Here is an 18,799-nt window from a genome sequence, read left to right on the forward strand (position 1 = left end):
ACCGCTTTTGTTCAAAAAAAAATCAAATATGTGATTTTGACATCGGACAAAAGCGGTTTTTTATATCAATTTGCTAAAACACTCCAAAACTTGTACAACTTTGAGCAAAATCGTATTATTACAACTTCTAAAACACATCTGCCTACATTAATCCGCCTTACACAAAGGCATATACCAGGCTCTTTTTTTACAAGCAGACTAAATGAAAGAAGAAGACAAGATTGTTAAAAACAGGGAACTCTCTATATGGGAAGCACTGATTCCTGTACTGGCACTTATCGGAATGCTCGCGTACAATGTTCTTTTTGTGTACAGCGACGATGCCCTTGGCGGATCTAATCAGTTTATACTGCTTATGGGCGCAGCGGTAGCTGCAGTTGTAGGCTTTCTCAACAAGGTTTCTTATAGCGATATGATGGAAGAAGTGGCCAAAAACATGAAGGCTACCACCAGTCCGATTCTCATTCTTCTCATGGTAGGAGGACTTTCGGGTACATGGCTCATAAGCGGTATCATTCCCGCAATGGTGTACTACGGCATACAAATACTAAACCCCACCATTTTTCTCGCCGCCTGTGTTGTTATATGTTCTATTATTTCAATGGCCACAGGAAGCAGCTGGACTACTTCAGCTACGGTAGGTATTGCTCTTATCGGCATAGGAAATGCCCTCGGTATCCCAGCCGGGATGACTGCCGGTGCCGTACTTTCAGGAGCGTACTTCGGCGACAAAATGTCGCCGCTAAGCGATACCACCAACCTCGCTCCGGCAATGGCAGGTACCGATCTCTTTACCCATATCCGGTATATGTCTATCACTACCACTCCTACTATTATTCTGACTCTAATTATATTCGTCATTATCGGTTTTTCTATCGACACTACAGGAAAGGCAGATATAGACGGAATAACCACAGCCATAAAAGGTACTTTTAATATAAGCCCCTGGCTGTTTATTGTACCCATACTGGTAGTGCTGATGATTGTAAAAAAGACTCAGCCACTAATAGCCCTACTTACAGGAACATTGTTGGGTGGGGTATTTGCCGTTGTATTTCAACCGGACATCGTTGCGAGTATTGCCGGTGAAAAAGTGCTAAATTTCCACGCTGCCTACCGCGGAGTTATGGACGCTATCACCACCAAAACCGCTATTCACACTTCAAACCCCGCTCTAAACAATCTTTTTTCTGCCAATGGAATGGCGGGTATGCTCAATACCATCTGGCTCATAATATGCGCTATGGTTTTCGGTGGTGTTATGGACGGTATAGGGGCTCTAGCTCGTATTACCGACAGCTTACTCAAAATGTTTCACACTACATTCGGACTTTTTGCCAGTACAGTTGCGAGCTGCCTCGCGCTAAATGCTACTGCATCAGACCAGTACCTCGCCATTGTTGTACCCGGTAAAATGTTTGCCAAAGCCTATAAAGACAAAGGACTCGCTCCCGAAAACCTCAGCCGTACCCTAGAGGACTCAGCTACAGTAACCTCTGTGCTCGTTCCTTGGAATACCTGTGGTGCTTATCACAGCAGCGTACTCGGCGTTAGTCCGGCGTCGTATATAGGATATGCCTTCTTCAATTATCTCAGTCCATTTACTACCTTGTTATTTGCGGCATTCCGCATTAAAATCAGACAACTTCGCCAAAAATAAAACCCCTATCAATCCCGCTAACACACTGTGAATATGACTACTACTCACAGGGTTTTTTGTCGTTATTAATAACGTCTATCAAACTATAAAATATTATAATCTCAGATAGTGGAAAAGGACGCAACTCTATAGTATTTTCGCAGCAGAAAATTAATAATCAAACTAAAATAACAACTATGGGATTCGTAGGTAAAAAATTTCCAAACATAGCCGTAAACGCTATGAATGAAATGGGAGACACTTTTAAACTGAACGTGTTTGAAGAGGCTGTTAAAAACAACAAAAAAGTAATCCTTTTTTGGTATCCGAAAGACTTTACTTTCGTTTGTCCTACCGAATTGCACGCTTTTCAAGCTGCACTTCCGGAATTTGAAAAGAGAAACACTCTGGTTATAGGAGCTTCTTGCGATACCGCCGAGGTACACTTTGCATGGCTCAACACTTCTAAAGACAACGGTGGTATAGAAGGAGTTACTTACCCTATACTGGCCGATAGCAATAGAAACTTGGCCAATATGCTTCGTATCTTAGATTTGCAAACCGAAGAGTACAATGAAGACACCGATTCTTATGTATTAGACGGAGACAACGTAACCTACAGAGCTACCTACTTGATCGACGAAGAGGGTACCGTATTCCACGAAAGCGTCAATCACATGCCTGTAGGAAGAAACGTAAGCGAATTCATCCGTCTTATCGACGCCTATACTCATGTTCAGAAAAACGGTGAAGTATGTCCCGCTAACTGGGAAGAAGGAAAAACAGCAATGTCTGCCACCAGAGACGGTGTCGCCGAATACCTAAGCGTCAACTAAATACAAGACCTACTAGCTTACATATCAATAATTGTGCCCGGTGGCATTGGTATATCCGATACAGCCGGGCACTCTTTACCGGGAAGATCTACAAATCAGTCTCATAAGCACAAACCCGGTAATCACTTAATACCGAATCGCTTAAAACATAAATCATGGTAAAGGAATTAGATACAGACAATCTGTCTGAGGTAGTTTCCGGAAACAATACGGTATTTGTCCAATATTCTGCCGGATGGTGTGGCAACTGTCGTATAATGAAACCAAAATTCAAAAAATTTGCTTCCGAAACAGAAAATGCAGTATTTGTAGTTGCAGATGCCGAAAAATTTCCGGAATCGAGAAAGTTGGCCAATGTAGACAATTTGCCCACTTTTGCCGTTTTCAGGGACGGAGCATTGGTCAAACAGGTACAGACCAACAAAACCGATGTACTAAAATCATTTATTGACGACAATAAATAGTCTTTCTATGAAACTACCGATCATCAAGCAGTTGTCCAACTTCATAGAAGAAAACGACCAGGATTATGTATTGGAAGCTATTGAAACTCTCGAGGCTATCACAGAAGTTCCATCGCTCAAAGACGAAGAACTGGATGTAATAGGCGAACTTATTTCCAATATGTATGGCGCCGTAGAAGTCGATAAAATGACCAAGGAAGGCATGTCTAAGAAAGAGGCGCTAAATGCCTTTATGGGACGAGTGCTGGGATCTATAGACAAATAATGAGCTTGAATTGAATAGTATACTGTTCCTGTATGGGAAAAAAATTGCTGTAATCCTCTTTCGAAACCTTCGGAAGAGGATTTTTACTTTCTAATTATTTTTCCAGTAAAACAGCTTGAAATTTGCCCCTCTGTTTCTCAAAGATTGGTTATATTTACCCTTTATCAACGCAAACAAAACAATTTAACATCATGGCAACAGTAACGCTACAAGGAAATGCTATACACACGGTCGGCGAATTGCCTGCTATAGGACAAAAAGCTCCGGAATTCACACTTATCGGAAACGATCTGTCTGCGGCTACCCTCAACGATTTTAAAGGAAAAAAAGTAGTACTCAATATTTTCCCAAGTATTGACACTGGCACCTGCGCCGCATCGGTGAGAAAATTTAACCAAGAAGCATCAAAACTGCAAAACACTGTAGTACTTTGTGTTTCACGAGATCTCCCCTTTGCTCAGGCTCGTTTTTGCGGAGCCGAAGGGCTTGACAATGTGATCAGCCTTTCCGATTTTAGAGAAAGACAATTCGGAAAAGACTACGGAGTTGAGTTTACCGACGGACCACTCGCCGGGTTGCTCTCTAGATCGGTGGTCGTTATCGATACCGACGGAAATGTAAGCTATACCGAACAAGTGTCTGAAACTGCAGACGAACCCAATTATGAGGCAGTCCTACAAGCGCTGAAATAAATAGCAATACAGTATAAAATACAATCGAAAAGGGGCGATAATAAGCTTGTCGCCCTCTTTCATTTCATTATTTTGTTGCCTTCTATTTACTCAGCCCGCTGAATTCTACTCTACAAAGGGCGATAACCATAAATGTTTGGTTCCCATTTCCCATCTTTTTTAAAAATATAATTCAATCCCATACGTTTGTAATTTGTATTTTTGCCCTTAGACTGTGTTGTCACAACTTAAAAAGTCTATAGACTCTTAATAATCGAAAGCGTATAAATGGTAAAGAAAAGGAACAGAAAAAAAGCTACCTCATCACAGCCCAAAACTTCCCGATTTACTTTCTCAAAACAAAACAAGATCATCGCCGGGAGTTTAATCATGCTGCTGAGCATTGCTCTCGGTATCGCTTTTGTGTCTTTCTTTTTTACCTGGCAACAAGATCAGAGTACACTTTCCGAATTTGTCGACAGAAATGCCGAGGCTCAAAATTGGTTGAGTAAATTCGGAGCACAGCTGAGCAACATCTTTATATACAAAGGATTCGGGCTCGCAGCTTTTATATTTGTATATCTCTTTTTCATAACCGGACTGAATTGGTTTATGGGTCTCGGCAAGGCAAAACTCATCAATCGATGGATTTGGGGGATTCTCGGAATCATTTGGTTTTCTGTACTCTTCGGTTTTTTTGGTAGCAGAGCCCCTCTTCTAGGTGGAGTAGTAGGCTATGAAATGAACGACTTTCTACAAGACTATGCAGGCAAGGCAGGCGTGATACTATTACTGCTCTTCGGACTCATCGTTTTTGCGGTCAAAAAACTAAAAACTACTCCCGAAAAAATAGGGGATTACCTCTCAGGGGTGTCCGAAAATATCAAAAAAGATTTCCGTAGAACTCCGCGTAAAACGGAAAGCACTACTACCGCAGAGCAAGGTCCGGTGATTTCCGACATTCCGGGACGTCCGTCTCCTTTTGAAACCGCACTCGAGAGACAAACACCTTCTTCGGAATATTCCAAGATAGACAAAACCTCTGATGTGGATATTGAAAACTCCTTTGAGGTAAAAATAGCCGAAGATGAAGACAGTGCTACAGCCTCTAAAACCTCCTCCTCCAAATCCCGAACTGCTGCATCTCAACAGAACGACGACATTGAGATAGAAGTTGAAAAAATAAAGGAGGAAAAGGAAGCCACAGAAATCCTCTCCGAAAAACTGGTACAAGATTTTGGAGAATTTGATCCCAAACTAGAACTGAGCAACTATAAATTCCCCCCCTTAGATCTGCTCAATGATTACGGAGGACAAGGAGGTATTACTATCAACCAGGAAGAACTCGAGGAAAACAAAAACAGGATTGTAGAGACCCTGAAGCACTACAAGATAGACATCTCTCAAATCAAGGCTACCATAGGTCCTACGGTTACCTTGTACGAAATCATACCGGAGGCAGGGGTTCGCATCTCTAAAATCAAGAATCTGGAAGATGATATCGCCCTTTCACTCGCCGCCCTGGGGATTCGTATTATCGCCCCTATTCCCGGTAAAGGTACTATAGGTATTGAAGTGCCCAACAAAAAACCCACTACGGTATCTATGCGTTCAGTAATTGCTTCTACACGGTTTCAAAATGCCGAAATGGAACTTCCGGTAGCCTTGGGTAAGAATATAAGCAATGAAACTTTTGTAGCCGACCTCGCCAAAATGCCCCACCTGCTTATGGCTGGAGCTACTGGACAGGGTAAATCGGTAGGACTCAACGCTATACTCACCTCCCTGCTCTACAAAAAACATCCGGCGGAGGTGAAATTTGTACTGGTAGATCCTAAAAAAGTAGAACTCACTCTATTCAACAAAATAGAGCGACACTACCTGGCCAAGCTTCCCGATACCGACGAGGCTATCATTACCGACAACACCAAAGTAATCAATACCCTCAACTCGCTGTGTATTGAAATGGACAACCGCTACGAGTTGCTCAAAAACGCTATGGTGCGGAACATAAAGGAATACAACGCCAAGTTTAAAGCCAGAAAACTCAACCCTAACGACGGACATAAATTTCTCCCGTATATCGTACTGGTGGTCGACGAGTTTGCCGATCTTATCATGACTGCCGGGAAAGAGGTAGAAACCCCCATTGCCAGACTGGCACAGTTGGCACGTGCCATCGGTATACATCTTATCATTGCCACACAACGCCCCTCTGTAAACGTGATTACCGGGATTATCAAAGCCAATTTCCCAGCGCGTATAGCCTTCCGCGTGACTTCTAAAATAGATTCTCGTACCATTCTAGACAGTCAAGGAGCCGATCAACTGATAGGACGAGGAGATATGTTATACACCCAAGGCAACGACCTAGTCAGACTGCAATGTGCCTTTGTAGACACTCCTGAAGTTGCCAAAATAACCGATTTTATCGGGGCTCAAAAAGCATATCCCGATGCCCACCTCCTTCCCGAATACGTCGGAGAAGAATCTGGCACAAGTCTTGATATAGATACAGAAGAAAGAGATGCCTTGTTTAGAGAAGCTGCCGAAGTTATTGTGAATGCCCAGCAGGGATCGGCTTCGTTGCTTCAGAGAAAACTAAAATTGGGCTATAATCGTGCAGGGCGCATTATAGATCAGTTGGAAGCCGCTGGAATTGTAGGACCTTTTGAAGGCAGTAAGGCTAGGCAGGTGCTCATCCCGGACTTGTACGCCCTGGAACAGTTTCTGGCAAACGAAGAAACAGAAAATTAAAATTCGGAAAACAGACCTAACAACAAAGAAAAAAGAGATGAAAACAGTTAAAATGGTATGGGCAATAACCGCATTGTTATTGACGACTGCCATATCCTACGGACAAGAGACAGAAAAGGCAAAGGCGCTACTCGACGAAGTACATCACAAAGTAAAAACTTATGACAATATTTTTGTCGATTTTAAATACGTCTTGGAAAATACCGCCGAAAATGTAAAACAGGAAACCCGTGGCGATGTTACCATACAAGGAGACAAATACCTTTTCAACTATCTCGGAGCCACCAAAATATTTGACGGAAAACGCATAATTACCGTAATTCCGGAAAATGAAGAAGTCGTGATCGAAAGTCCGGATTCGGAAGATGAAAACACCATTACTCCCTCCAAAATGCTCACCTTTTACTCCGAGGGCTACAATTACAGCTGGGACATTCTTCAGAATGTGAGGGGAAGACAAATACAGTACGTCAAGCTCGTACCGATAGATACTCACGCAGAAGCCAAAGAAATCTTACTCGGTATCGACGTGCAAACCAAACATATTTACAACCTCATTCAAACTGGGCAAAACGGAACAAAAACCACCATTACGGTCAATTCGTTTAAGACAGATCAGCCGTTATCTGCCAATCTGTTCAATTTTAATGCAAAAAAGTACGAAGACGAAGGCTATTATATCATAAATCAATAACTGCAAACATCTCCAGAGCTGGCAACTCGGTTCTGAGGTTGAATTTTCCGACTTTGAAAATCCTCGATCGCTACATCTTATCCCGCTTCTTGTTCAACTTCATCAGTTGTTTTACCATACTTATGGTCATCTTTATTTTTCAGGCGATCTGGCTCTTTATCGATGACCTTGCGGGAAAGGGACTCGATTTGTGGGTTATCGGTAAATTCTTACTCTATTACTCCCCTAGCTTAGTACCAACCGTACTCCCTTTTACCGTACTTCTGGCCTCCTTGATGACTTTTGGAAGCTTTGCCGAAAATTATGAGTTTGCCGCCATGAAATCGTCTGGCATCTCGTTGTACAGAGCTATGAAAAGCCTTATCGTATTTATGATTGCCCTCGGAGCATTTACCTTTTACTTCGCCAATAGCATTATCCCAAAAGCTGAGTTTAAAGCCTACAACCTGAGGAAGAATATCGCCAAGGTAAAGCCAGCCCTGGCAATTTCCGAAGGTATGTTCAACGACATAGAAGACATGAACATCAAAGTGGAGAAAAAATATGGAGAAGACGACCGTATGCTCAAAAACGTTATCCTCCACAAGAAAAACTCAAGAGGCGAAAACCTATTGGTCATTAAAGCCAAAGACGGCGAACTCATCAGCAGTGAAAATTCAGACATATTAAAGCTAAAACTAATAGACGGTTATTATTACGAAGATCAAAAACCTTCAAACCCGAGAAATCGAGATAACTACCCTCACGCCAAGGCTAAATTTGAGTTTTACACCCTCAATATGGATCTCTCAGAAGTAAATGATGTGGATCTGGAAGACGAGAGTTACAACACGTACAAAATGTACAACGTAGGTGAACTAGGAGTGCTTATAGATTCGATAGAAGATCACAACAGCACGGCTATTTATAATTTCGGCGATAATATATACAAACGCAGTGGAATCACCACCATAAAACGTTCACTGATCCGAGAGGAACAGAAGGAGGAGGAGAGAGACAGCCTAATCGAAGAAAAAGACACTCTTGTACTTACTTCACCTGACAAGGACTTTCTATCGCTTTTTGAGGTGAATAAAAAACAACAAATTATAGAGATAGCCCGAGGTAATATCACCAATATTGCCAATACGGTAAATGCGAAGAAAGACGAACTGCTCCGCAAAGATATGGTGCTCAACTATTACCTGATGGCCATGCACAGCAAATACGCCTTGGCATTTGCCTGTGTCATACTGTTTTTCGTAGGGGCACCACTCGGAGCTATTATACGAAAAGGCGGACTTGGACTTCCAATGGTGGTGGGGATTATATTGTTTCTCACCTACCACTTTCTCGGGATGTTTGCCAGAAACTACGCCAAAGACGCCAGTATTCCCCCTATTCTGGGTTCTTGGCTCTCCACACTCGTAATGCTTCCCCTTGGAATTTTCCTGACCAGAAGAGCCACAGCCGACAAAGGTGTATTGGATACCGACAACATAACCGAACCCGTAAAAAAGTTTTTTCAACGATTCAGAAAAACAAAAACGAAGAAACACTACGAACTACAAACTAAGAACTAATCGACTACCCCATGTCTCTTCATCACCACATCTCCTCTTCTCCTCAATCTCCCCTTCTCTTTATGGCTCTTATCGGTCAAAAATAGGTATCTTTGTAGCGTAAAATTTACATTATGCCTATCACAATGGAAATACCCGAAATAAAATTAAATACCATAGAAGAGGCTATAGCCGATATTCGCGCTGGAAAAATCGTAATCGTAGTAGACGATGAAGACAGAGAAAACGAAGGCGATTTTGTCGCAGCAGCAGAAATGGTCACTCCAGAATTGATCAATTTTATGGCTACTCACGGTCGCGGACTCATCTGCGCACCACTCACGGAAAAGCGCTGTAAAGAACTAGGTTTACACGTTATGGTAAACAACAATACCGATCCTATGGAAACTGCTTTTACGGTTTCTGTAGACCTCAGAGGCCAAGGGGTTACTACCGGTATTTCTGCAGGCGACCGCGCCAAAACTGTAAAAGCGCTGATAGATCCAGATACCAAGCCTTTTGACCTAGCTCGTCCCGGACATATTTTTCCCTTAATCGCTAAAGAGGGCGGAGTTTTGAGAAGAACCGGGCATACAGAGGCAGCGATCGACCTGGCTCGACTTGCTGGACTTGAACCTGCAGGGGTTATTGTAGAAGTGATGAACGAAGACGGCACTATGGCGCGCCTGCCACAGCTCACTGAGATCAGAGAGAAACTCGGGCTCAAACTGGTGTCTATAGAAGATCTTATCGCCTACAGAATGCAGCACGACAGCCTCATTGAAAAAAAGGAAGATTTTGACATACAAACCCGCTTTGGCAATTTTCGCCTTAGAGCTTATGTGCAAACCACCAACAAACAGGTGCATATAGCACTTACAAAAGGAAGCTGGAAACTTGGCGATCCCGTACTGACTAGAATTAATTCTACGCTGGTAAACAACGACATACTCGGAACACTGACCAACAATCCGGATAAAAAACTGGAAAATATGTTCCAAATGATTAATGAAGAAGGGCAGGGTGCTGTGGTGTTTATCAACCAACAAAATCAGTCACTCAACCTGTTACAACGTTTGGGACAACTCAAAGAGTTACAGAAAGAGGGCAATATAAAGGCCCCTAAAATGATTATGGATCAGAAAGATTTCGGCATCGGAGCACAGATATTACACGATCTCGACATCTCTAAGGCACGTCTTATGTCGAACTCAGAACAAATAAAACGCGTGGGCTTAGTAGGTTACGGACTTGAAATAGTGGAATATGTGAATTACTGATCACAATGCCATAACCGATGATACGAATACAAAACGCCGGACATTTCACATCCGGCGTTTTGCATTAGGCTTTATTGGGTATGCCTAAATTACAATACTTTTTTCAAAGCCTTTACCATATTCTCGGCACGCTGTTCTACCTCTTCCCTGCTCCATCCCAGTTTTATCAACACAGAAATAGTACGTCCCATCACGGCATCTGAAGCGCTGAAATCCGCTTTTTCGTAATCCGGCATAGCTGCTCTCACCTCCTCAGACACCTTGCCCAAGGTCTTTAACTTCTTGAGGTGTTCCCACTTTTTTATATAGTGCCAGTTGTTGTCAAACCAATAAAAACAACCGTCTACTCCTTCTTCAGTCAATGCCTTGTGCGCTGCTCTTGTCGTCGCTTCATCTGGAAGGAAGAAACTGAGAAAAGAATAATTTTCTTCAGCTCCTTCCGGAACTTCTCTAAAGCGTATTCCCGGAATACTTTCCAATGCCTTTCTCAATACTCCCGAATGCTGTTGCTGTATACTTAAAAACTCGTCCAATCGCCCTATCTGTGCCAGTCCTACGGCAGCGTGTAATTCAGATATGCGATAGTTATATCCCATAAACGGGTGACTTTCTGCCCCGCGGTCCTTACCTATATGATCGTGACCGTGATCTGAATAGTGATCGGCATTGCGGGCGTAATCGGCATTATTGGTAATGATTGCCCCTCCCTCTCCACAAGTAATAGTCTTTACATAGTCGAATGAAAAACAACCGAGATCGCCATAGCTGCCCAAGGGTTTGCCGTTGTAGGTAGCGCCTATTGCCTGACAAGCGTCTTCCAACAAGAGGAGATTGTGTTTATCACATATCGCTTTCAGTTCGCTCAACCTCGCCGACGACCCGCACATATGTACAGGCATAATCACTCTGGTTTTGGGCGTAACTGCTTTTTCTACCGCTTTAGGATTGAGCGTCAATGTCTCATCGATATCCATCAATACCGGAATCGCTCCAACCGATAATACTGCCTCAAAACTCGCCACAAAAGTAAAGACCGGCATAATGACCTCATCTCCCGCTCCGACCCCTGCACTGGCCAATGCCACGGTAAGCGCAGCTGTTCCACTACTCACCAATTGTGCGTGAGACACCTCCATCCTCCTACACAGTGCCTGTTCCAGCTCTCTGGCCTTCCAGTGCCCGTTGCGCATACCGTCAAAGCCATAACGCATCAATACACCACTTTCCAGTACATCGTTCAGGTGTTTTCGTTCTAAATCTCCAAAAAATTCAAATCCGGGCATAGCAATATTATTTTATCAGATTAAAAATAAGGTTTTTCGAAATATTCCGGAATACCTTATTCAATTTCCAGCACACTTTCACTGACTTCCTTGCGCACCTTTTCCATAGTGGCAAACACATCGTCTTCGGCTCTGTAGCCTACAGGCATGATCAATACCGATCTTAGGCCTTTCTCTTTCAATTCCAACACCTCGTCAAAACCGTCGGCTTTAAACCCCTCCATAGGGCAGGCGTCTATCTTTTCCATAGCGCATACCGTAAGCATATTTCCCAAGGCGAGATAGGCCTGATTACGCGCCCATTTTTCTATTTCCTCACTGGTTTTTTTGTTAAAATCGGCAATGAGAAAATCGCGATAGGGCTTTAGTATCTCCTCTGAAGTGTTGCGCACCGCCTTTACCTTGTCGAAATAACTTCTTATAAAGGCCTCGTCTATAGTATTCTCTATACAAAAAACAAGTAGATGCGAAGCCTCGACCACCTGTTTCTGGCCAAAAGCCAAGGGAAGTAATTTACTGCGCTTCTCGGCATTACTCACCACCACCAGCTTTACGGGCTGCAGCCCGAAAGACAGTGCCGTGAGATTAAAAGCCTCTTTGAGTAATTCAATCTGTTTGTCATCGAGATGTCGTGTCGTATCAAATTTCTTGGTAGCATATCGCCATCTCAACTGCTGTATGGTATTCATCCTGTGCTATAATTTTGATAAAAAGGAGCAAGTCAGATCACATTCATCCTCTCTAAAAAACTGCCCCTCCCCGATACATACAAAACCCATCCGAGCGATTACACCTCTGAAGAAAACCTAATTTCAAGCCTTACAGACAGATTTAACCACTCAAAATGAGTTCCGAACAAATGTAAGCATTATGCTAAAGAAAAGTAAATTATGTGTTTGGAAAAATATCGCCGCTGCTTTAGGGCATGATCCCTACTTAATATTTAAAGCAACTTTTTTATAAAAGAAAGGCGGTACATCTTTTGATATACCGCCTTTTCAGAAACATAAATTACTCAGTTTCAATATGTCGGGGTGACTGGACTCGAACCAGCGACCACACGCACCCCATGCGTGTACGCTACCAACTGCGCCACACCCCGATTGCCCTTTGGCTTACCGGAAAAACACAGTGCTTTCCAGAAATCTGCGCGAATATACAGAAAAATTACAAGCTGAAAGCACAAAGGGTAACAAAAATATAACGCGCCCTATTTTTGAGGCCAACTATTGTTGTCGAGATCAACATCGGCCGTTTCCAGTTTCGGATCGATTACAATACCCGTCAATTCCTTTTCTGAGGCGATAACTTTGGTGAGCTCTTTGTCGTTCATGCGCCATACTTCTACCGGATATCTCACAGTTTCCTTACTTCCGTCTGCATAGGTGTATTCCACAATAAGCGGCATAGGCATTCCTCCCAGCTTTTCAAAAGTGAGTTCGTAAAAGTACTTCGGATTCTTCAGAGCAGCTCTTTCTTCTGGAGAGAAATTGTCTTCAACATAGGTTTTAAGAGGTTTCCAGCGTTGCAGTGCATCGGTGTCTTTCTGCGATTGCCCTTCACCTTCTCCCACCATAAAAACCATCGAAGTTTCGTCTATATTACGCCTTTTCAAGCTTCTTTTCATCCTCTCCGGAACCTCAGAAGCCACATAGTATTTCTTCACGTCTTTAATTCCTATATCCACCCAATCGGTTCTGTAAAACCAACCTCTCCAAAACCAGTCGAGCTCCACTCCGGAAGCGTCTTCCATAGTTCGGAAAAAGTCTTCGGGGGTAGGGTGTTTAAACATCCATCGCCTTGCATAGGTCATAAAAGCGTAGTCGAACAATTCACGTCCCATAACGGTTTCGCGAAGTATATTGAGCCCGGCAGCTACTTTTGCATAAGCATTGTTTCCTTTCTGATATAGGTTTTCAGGATTGCTCATAATAGGCGCTATACGGTCTTGATCGCCTTTCATATAATTGACGATCTTAGAGGGTATTCCCCTACGGGATGGATAGTTGTCTTCAAAAGACTGTTCGGTAAGGTACTGAAGGAAAGAGTTAAAACCTTCGTCCATCCACGCCCACTGCCGTTCGTCTGAATTGACAATCATCGGGAAAAAATTGTGTCCAACCTCATGGATAATAACGCTTATCATTCCGTACTTAACTTGATCGGAATAGGTTCCGTCTTCATTCGGACGTCCGTGATTCCAGCAAATCATCGGGTATTCCATTCCCTGGGATTTGGCGTGAACCGATACAGCTTTAGGATAAGGGTATGCAAAAGTATGGCTGGAATACGATTTCAGCGTATGCGCTACCACTCGGGTGGAGTATTCTTCCCATAGCGGATTCCCTTCCTTAGGGTATAGCGACTGAGCCATAACGGTGTTTCCTCCAACTTCTACGGCCATAGCGTCTAATATAAACTTCCTCGAAGTAGCAAAGGCAAAATCACGTACGTTTTCCGCCTTGTACTTCCAAGTACTCTTTTTATCTGAAAATCCTTTTTCTCTCGCTTCTGCCTCTTTTTGAGTAGCGATTACAACAGGCTTGTCGAATGACTTTTTTGCCTTTTCATACCGCTGCATCATGGCAGGAGTATATACTTCCTGACGGTTTTGCAGTGCTCCTGTTGCATCCATAATATGGTCGGAAGGCACGGTGATATTCACTTCGTAATCTCCAAAAGTAAGCGAGTACTCTCCACCTCCCCAGAACTGGTAATTCTGCCAGCCCTCTACATCGTCATAAGCTGCCATTCGCGGGAAAAACTGGGCTATGACATACGATCTGTTGCCGTCTTTTTCAAAGGTCTCATATCCGCTTCGACCACCATCAGTAACGTGATTGTTGATATTGTACCACCACTTGATAGAAAATGATATTTTCTCTCCCGGAAGTAAGGGTTTAGGTATATCTACACGCATCATAGTGAAATTGATGGTATATGGCAAGTCTTCTCCCTTAACATCCTTTACATACTCTATATTAAAACCTCCATCGAAAGCTTCCTTCATATAATTTGAAATAAATTTCTCTTTTCGCTGAGCAGGAGGTATACGCTCTGAATTCCGAAGCAGGGCAGGCGAATCTTTCGACCGCATATTCTGATCGAGCTGCACCCAAAGATAATCTAAAGCATCGGGAGAATTGTTGGTATAGGTAATAGTCTCCTCTCCGTAAAGTCTTTTGTTGCGGTCGTCCAACTCTATGTTCATTTTGTAGTCGGCTCTTTGTTGATAGTAATCAGGACCAGGAGCCCCGGCACCGGTACGGAATCTGTTGGGAGTTGCGAATTCCTGATACATCTGCCGAAACTTATTGGTATTGGCATGTCCCTCTTTTTCGGGTTTTTCCTGAGCCTGTATTCCAATAGTCACCACAGACAACAGGCAGCATAAAAACAATCTGTAAATGGTCATCAATATAAATAATTGGTTAGTGAATGAAACTTTATCGCAAAATAGTCAATATAATTAAAATGTGGAATATTGGACTTTTAAAGTTTAGCACATCACTATAAAAACACAGTAAAAAAATGAAAATATTGTATTGATGGTAGTAAACTCTTCTGTAATTATCGGTTTAATCTGCGATAACTTCAACCTTCTGTTCCTCCAAATATTTTTTCGCATATACTCGGAGGGTGTCGGATACGGCAAGGGCATCGCGGCTATTTTTCAGATAATCAAACACGGGACGAGCCTGGCAGTAGTACAAAAAATCCGGAATTTTTTCTTCGGGAACTCCCATTTCAGCAAAGAATTTATCACCTAGCTGCTGCCGCATTTCCTTCAGCGCCTTATCTTCCCTTTCCAAACGCACGTATTCTTTCAGTCGTTTTGTGCGTCCTGTAATGGCGTTTATGATGGGGTTTAACGGAATCAATCCACTTCCGCTAGTCGCCTCAAACAATTTGCGTTCTGTTTTAGGAAGCTGTACTTTGTGAGCATTAGGCAAGCCTAAGGAAAAAGAGGTTACACTGTCGGTTTTTATGCGCCGCATATCGGTGATGAGATTGCCGGTGAGATTTTTCACTACTACCTCATCCAGCTCGTTGACTCTTCCCCGGAGATACACTACAAAATCTGGATTTGTCAGCATAGCTTCTGTAACTACTATGGTTTCTCTGTAAAACTGCACACCGGAAAACACCACAGAATCTCCTGCAGCTGCAGGAATTTCGAACCTGCCATTCGCATCGGTTATAGTGGCATAATCTGAGTCTGATATGTTTATGATATGTATACCTGACTTTTCGGAAGTCGGAATATTCACCCTTCCCTTTAGGCCGTTTTGCGATTGCACGCTGTACAGACACAGACAACAAAACACCGTCAAATAGCCGTATTTATTGGAATGTCCCAAGATATTGAGCTACTCCTTTTGCATATTCCTATAGGCTTCACTTTCTTGCACTAGAAGGTCTATGAGTTCAAATTCGTTTTCCTTTCGAAGTAAGGATTGTCTCGGTATCTTACCGTCTAAGTAATAGAGAAAATCGTCTATTTTGTCTTGGGGAATTTTCAGGTCGAGCACAAAAAACTCATCGTCATACACTTGGCGAAGCACTTCGCTAACTTTGAGCTGAATCTGCTGGTCTTCTTCTTTTTCCTTGACAAAAAGGGCTTTGAAGATATTGACAAAATTAACTCCGTTCTGCAAACGCTTTTCAGGAGTTGCCATGTTTTGAGCCTCTGTAGAATAGTCGTCAGCATATTCAAATTGCTTAAACTCCTCCCCTCTCAGTTCTAGAAATTTCTCCTCATTGTCTGGAGTTACCACTACCTCATCCAACGCATTGACTCGTTCATTAACCTCTACAACCAAACGGTTTTTATCGAGAATATCGCTGGTAATCTCCACTGTTTCCAATTTGTAATTCACCGCAGAAAACACCAAATGGTCTCCCTGTTTTACAAAGATTTCAAATTCGCCGTCCTTATTTGTTATCGTAGCTTTCTGTGTTTCTAAATTAATCACATTTTGATTGGGCACGCTAGAATTTCTGTAAATCACTTTTCCGCGAAGTATTGTTCTTCCGTCTTGGGCACCAACGGTAAGGACACATAAAAATAGTAAGACGCTTAGTATTTTTTGCATGGAGCTTTTTTTGTTTCTACTTTAGCTTTAAAAGGCTTTCTTGTCTTTGCACTGGTAACCATTGCACAGCACAAGAATACCGCAAATTAAACACTGTGGCAATTAATTTTTTGTTAAATGCCAGAATGTCAATTAAAAATACAAAAATCCCTGTCAACTGATGAAAGAAGAGCAAACAAATATCAGAAAATTAATCATAGCCAGTACATCTACCGTTCACGGAGGCTCCTATCTATCGTACATCTTGCCTCGATTGCAAACTTTTTTTGCCCATACCGACGAGATTGTTTTTATCCCTTACGCCCGTCCGGGAGGAATTACACACGACGCCTACACTGAAATTGCGGCAAAGGGACTGGCTTCGATTGGCAAAAAAGTGGTCGGTTTACACCGTTTCCCCGATCCTATTCGAGCCATTCAAAATGCCAAAGCGGTATTTACCGGAGGAGGAAACACTTTTTTACTGGTAAAAGAGCTGTATGAAAACGGAATTATGGAGCCTCTAAAAACGGCTATATCAGGCGGACTTTCTTATTTTGGAACCAGTGCAGGAGCCAATATAACTGGGGTGAGTATGCAAACCACCAACGATATGCCTATTGTATACCCACCTTCTTTCGACACGCTTGGAGCGGTTTCCTTCAACATCAATCCGCACTATCTCGACCCGGATACCCAAAGCACTCATATGGGAGAAACACGGGAAAAACGTATCGCAGAATTTCACAAGCTCAATCCGCAAGCCGTGGTAGGTTTGCGCGAGGGCAGCTGGCTCTTTGTTTCTGGCAAAAGTATCATCCTTGAAGGCGACTTGTCGGCAAGGATATTCGAACAGGGTAAAGAAGCATACGAACTAGCCGGAGGATCGCAACTTTCTTTTCTGGAGTATGCAGATTAATTTGAAACAAATTTAAGACCGACAATAGAAGCTACTAGGGTTGTGATAAAAAACAATCGCCAAAAATCTGCAGGTTCCTTAAAAAACAGTATCCCCATTAGCACTGTTCCCACAGCCCCGATGCCTGTCCACACTGCATAGGCTGTACCCATAGGTAAGACTAAGGTAGCGCGATATAACAAGTACATACTCACCGTAAGCGATATAAAGAAACCGGCGATCCAGAGATAGGAAGACATGCCGGTAGCTTCTTTGGCCTTACCTAAGCAAAAGGTAAATCCCACTTCAAACAACCCGCCGATAATGAGAATAATCCAATGCATAATCCAATTTGATTTTATTTACTTTGAAGTAATTTTTATCTCGAAAATCTTGTCCCAGTTCTTTCCGGTGACAAAAAAAGTATCGCGCTTCGGAAAATAAGCAATACCGTTCAACACGTCGAGATCGGGCTTTTGCGTTACTTTATCTTTTAATCCTCTGAGGTCTACAACGCCTTCTATAACTCCGTTATCGGGATTGATAATCATTACTCCTTCCTTTTGCCAGGTATTGGCGTATATCCTATCGTGAGCGTATTCCAGCTCATTGGCCATCGAAAACACCGAAGTATTGGTGACTGTTTCTATATGTCCCGTTTCCTCTAGTGTTTCCGGGTCCAGTATCCAGATTTTGGAGGTGCCATCACTCTTAAATATTCGTGTACCGTCGTTACACAGCCCCCATCCCTCCTTGCTTTTTCCGTAATTAAATTCTTTGATCAACTCAAAATTCATATCGTAAACCAACCCCTTACCTTCCCTCCAGGTAAGTTGATAAATCCTGTCGTTCATAATGGTGAGCCCTTCACCAAATAAGCTCTGATCCAAGGATATCTTTTTCAATACCTCCCCTGTTGTATAATTGGATTTTCTCAGCGACGAATACCCGTGTCTTCCGGTACTTTCATAGAGCGTATCCTTGTAAAATTCAAGTCCTTGGGTAAAAGCCTCTCCGTCGTGAGGATATTCTTTTACAATCTCATAGCCATACAATTCAGGAGCCTTGTCTGCCAATATGGTTATCGGTACAGATATACTGTCTGAATCATCACCGTAATAGACTGTAGCCACTATTTTCTGATGTCCTAAGGGAATGCCTTTCAGACTAATTCCTCCTTCTTCTTTCGGTAGAGAAATGCCATTTACCGCATAGGCTACTGAATCGACAGGGATGTCTTTTTTGGAAGTTACCTTTAACCTTACAGGCTTGTTGTACACTACCTTTTCTCCACCTTCTACAGCTACCGAAAAACGTCGGGAAGAGGCGTGTTCTCCATTACAGGCAACAAAAAAACAGATCAGGATATTGATATTAAACCACTTAAGCATCTCTC

General features: G+C 42.8%; 17 protein-coding genes and 1 tRNA gene. 10 read left to right on the forward strand and 8 right to left on the reverse strand.

The window, feature by feature from the left end:
• Positions 1 to 202: 202 nt before the first annotated feature.
• From nhaC to ribB, 9 genes are all read left to right on the forward strand, one after another.
• Positions 203 to 1,660 carry a Na+/H+ antiporter NhaC gene (gene nhaC / locus ACYZZR_RS00180; protein WP_461531968.1) on the forward strand — a complete coding sequence of 486 codons (1,458 nt, stop codon included), beginning with the start codon at positions 203 to 205 and terminating at the stop codon, positions 1,658 to 1,660.
• Between the two features lie 176 nt (positions 1,661 to 1,836).
• Positions 1,837 to 2,475 (forward strand): redoxin domain-containing protein, encoded by a 639-nt coding sequence (locus ACYZZR_RS00185; RefSeq protein WP_461531969.1) that lies wholly within the window; start codon positions 1,837 to 1,839, stop codon positions 2,473 to 2,475.
• 155 nt (positions 2,476 to 2,630) lie between these two features.
• On the forward strand, positions 2,631 to 2,939 hold the full coding sequence (locus tag ACYZZR_RS00190; protein ID WP_461531970.1) for a thioredoxin family protein: 309 nt from the start codon (positions 2,631 to 2,633) through the stop codon (positions 2,937 to 2,939).
• Positions 2,940 to 2,946: 7 nt separating this feature from the next.
• Positions 2,947 to 3,204, forward strand: coding sequence for a DUF6952 family protein (locus tag ACYZZR_RS00195; RefSeq protein WP_461531971.1), 258 nt, complete (start codon positions 2,947 to 2,949; stop codon positions 3,202 to 3,204).
• A gap of 191 nt (positions 3,205 to 3,395) precedes the next feature.
• Positions 3,396 to 3,896: a thiol peroxidase gene (tpx, locus tag ACYZZR_RS00200; protein ID WP_461531972.1), complete on the forward strand. Its 501-nt coding sequence runs from the start codon at positions 3,396 to 3,398 to the stop codon at positions 3,894 to 3,896.
• 267 nt (positions 3,897 to 4,163) lie between these two features.
• A complete protein-coding gene (locus ACYZZR_RS00205) occupies positions 4,164 to 6,632 on the forward strand; it encodes a DNA translocase FtsK (protein ID WP_461531973.1) in 2,469 nt (822 codons plus the stop codon).
• A 37-nt stretch (positions 6,633 to 6,669) separates the two neighbouring features.
• Positions 6,670 to 7,326, forward strand: coding sequence for a LolA family protein (locus ACYZZR_RS00210; protein WP_461531974.1), 657 nt, complete (start codon positions 6,670 to 6,672; stop codon positions 7,324 to 7,326).
• Positions 7,327 to 7,379: 53 nt separating this feature from the next.
• Positions 7,380 to 8,888: an LptF/LptG family permease gene (locus tag ACYZZR_RS00215; protein ID WP_461531975.1), complete on the forward strand. Its 1,509-nt coding sequence runs from the start codon at positions 7,380 to 7,382 to the stop codon at positions 8,886 to 8,888.
• Between the two features lie 113 nt (positions 8,889 to 9,001).
• The gene (gene ribB, locus ACYZZR_RS00220; RefSeq protein ID WP_461531976.1) at positions 9,002 to 10,147 is read left to right on the forward strand and encodes a 3,4-dihydroxy-2-butanone-4-phosphate synthase; all 1,146 of its coding nucleotides are present in this window, start codon (positions 9,002 to 9,004) and stop codon (positions 10,145 to 10,147) included.
• Positions 10,148 to 10,236: 89 nt separating this feature from the next.
• Here ribB and ACYZZR_RS00225 read toward each other — a convergent pair whose 3' ends face one another.
• The 6 genes from ACYZZR_RS00225 to ACYZZR_RS00250 all read right to left on the reverse strand — a co-directional run bounded on the left by ACYZZR_RS00225 (position 10,237) and on the right by ACYZZR_RS00250 (position 16,526).
• Positions 10,237 to 11,430: a DegT/DnrJ/EryC1/StrS family aminotransferase gene (locus ACYZZR_RS00225; RefSeq protein ID WP_461531977.1), complete on the reverse strand. Its 1,194-nt coding sequence runs from the start codon at positions 11,428 to 11,430 to the stop codon at positions 10,237 to 10,239.
• Positions 11,431 to 11,486: 56 nt separating this feature from the next.
• The gene (locus ACYZZR_RS00230; protein WP_461531978.1) at positions 11,487 to 12,119 is read right to left on the reverse strand and encodes an NAD(P)H-dependent oxidoreductase; all 633 of its coding nucleotides are present in this window, start codon (positions 12,117 to 12,119) and stop codon (positions 11,487 to 11,489) included.
• Positions 12,120 to 12,459: 340 nt separating this feature from the next.
• A tRNA-Pro gene (locus ACYZZR_RS00235) sits at positions 12,460 to 12,532 on the reverse strand.
• Between the two features lie 108 nt (positions 12,533 to 12,640).
• Positions 12,641 to 14,845: a M1 family metallopeptidase gene (locus ACYZZR_RS00240; RefSeq protein WP_461531979.1), complete on the reverse strand. Its 2,205-nt coding sequence runs from the start codon at positions 14,843 to 14,845 to the stop codon at positions 12,641 to 12,643.
• A gap of 163 nt (positions 14,846 to 15,008) precedes the next feature.
• A complete protein-coding gene (locus ACYZZR_RS00245; RefSeq protein WP_461531980.1) occupies positions 15,009 to 15,701 on the reverse strand; it encodes a hypothetical protein in 693 nt (230 codons plus the stop codon).
• Between the two features lie 99 nt (positions 15,702 to 15,800).
• Positions 15,801 to 16,526: a carboxypeptidase-like regulatory domain-containing protein gene (locus tag ACYZZR_RS00250; protein ID WP_461531981.1), complete on the reverse strand. Its 726-nt coding sequence runs from the start codon at positions 16,524 to 16,526 to the stop codon at positions 15,801 to 15,803.
• Between the two features lie 160 nt (positions 16,527 to 16,686).
• Here ACYZZR_RS00250 and pepE point away from each other — a divergent pair, with 160 nt between their 5' ends.
• Positions 16,687 to 17,424: a dipeptidase PepE gene (gene pepE / locus ACYZZR_RS00255; RefSeq protein WP_461531982.1), complete on the forward strand. Its 738-nt coding sequence runs from the start codon at positions 16,687 to 16,689 to the stop codon at positions 17,422 to 17,424.
• Here the strand turns inward: pepE and ACYZZR_RS00260 are convergent.
• Together ACYZZR_RS00260 and ACYZZR_RS00265 are read right to left on the reverse strand one after the other, a co-directional pair.
• Positions 17,421 to 17,747: a DMT family transporter gene (locus ACYZZR_RS00260; protein ID WP_461531983.1), complete on the reverse strand. Its 327-nt coding sequence runs from the start codon at positions 17,745 to 17,747 to the stop codon at positions 17,421 to 17,423. The two genes, pepE and ACYZZR_RS00260, sit on opposite strands and share 4 nt — an antisense overlap.
• Before the next feature lie 18 nt (positions 17,748 to 17,765).
• Positions 17,766 to 18,794 (reverse strand): glutaminyl-peptide cyclotransferase, encoded by a 1,029-nt coding sequence (locus ACYZZR_RS00265; protein WP_461531984.1) that lies wholly within the window; start codon positions 18,792 to 18,794, stop codon positions 17,766 to 17,768.
• Positions 18,795 to 18,799: the final 5 nt, after the last annotated feature.

The organism is Sinomicrobium sp. (assembly GCA_029266035.1).
Lineage (GTDB): Bacteria > Bacteroidota > Bacteroidia > Flavobacteriales > Flavobacteriaceae > Sinomicrobium.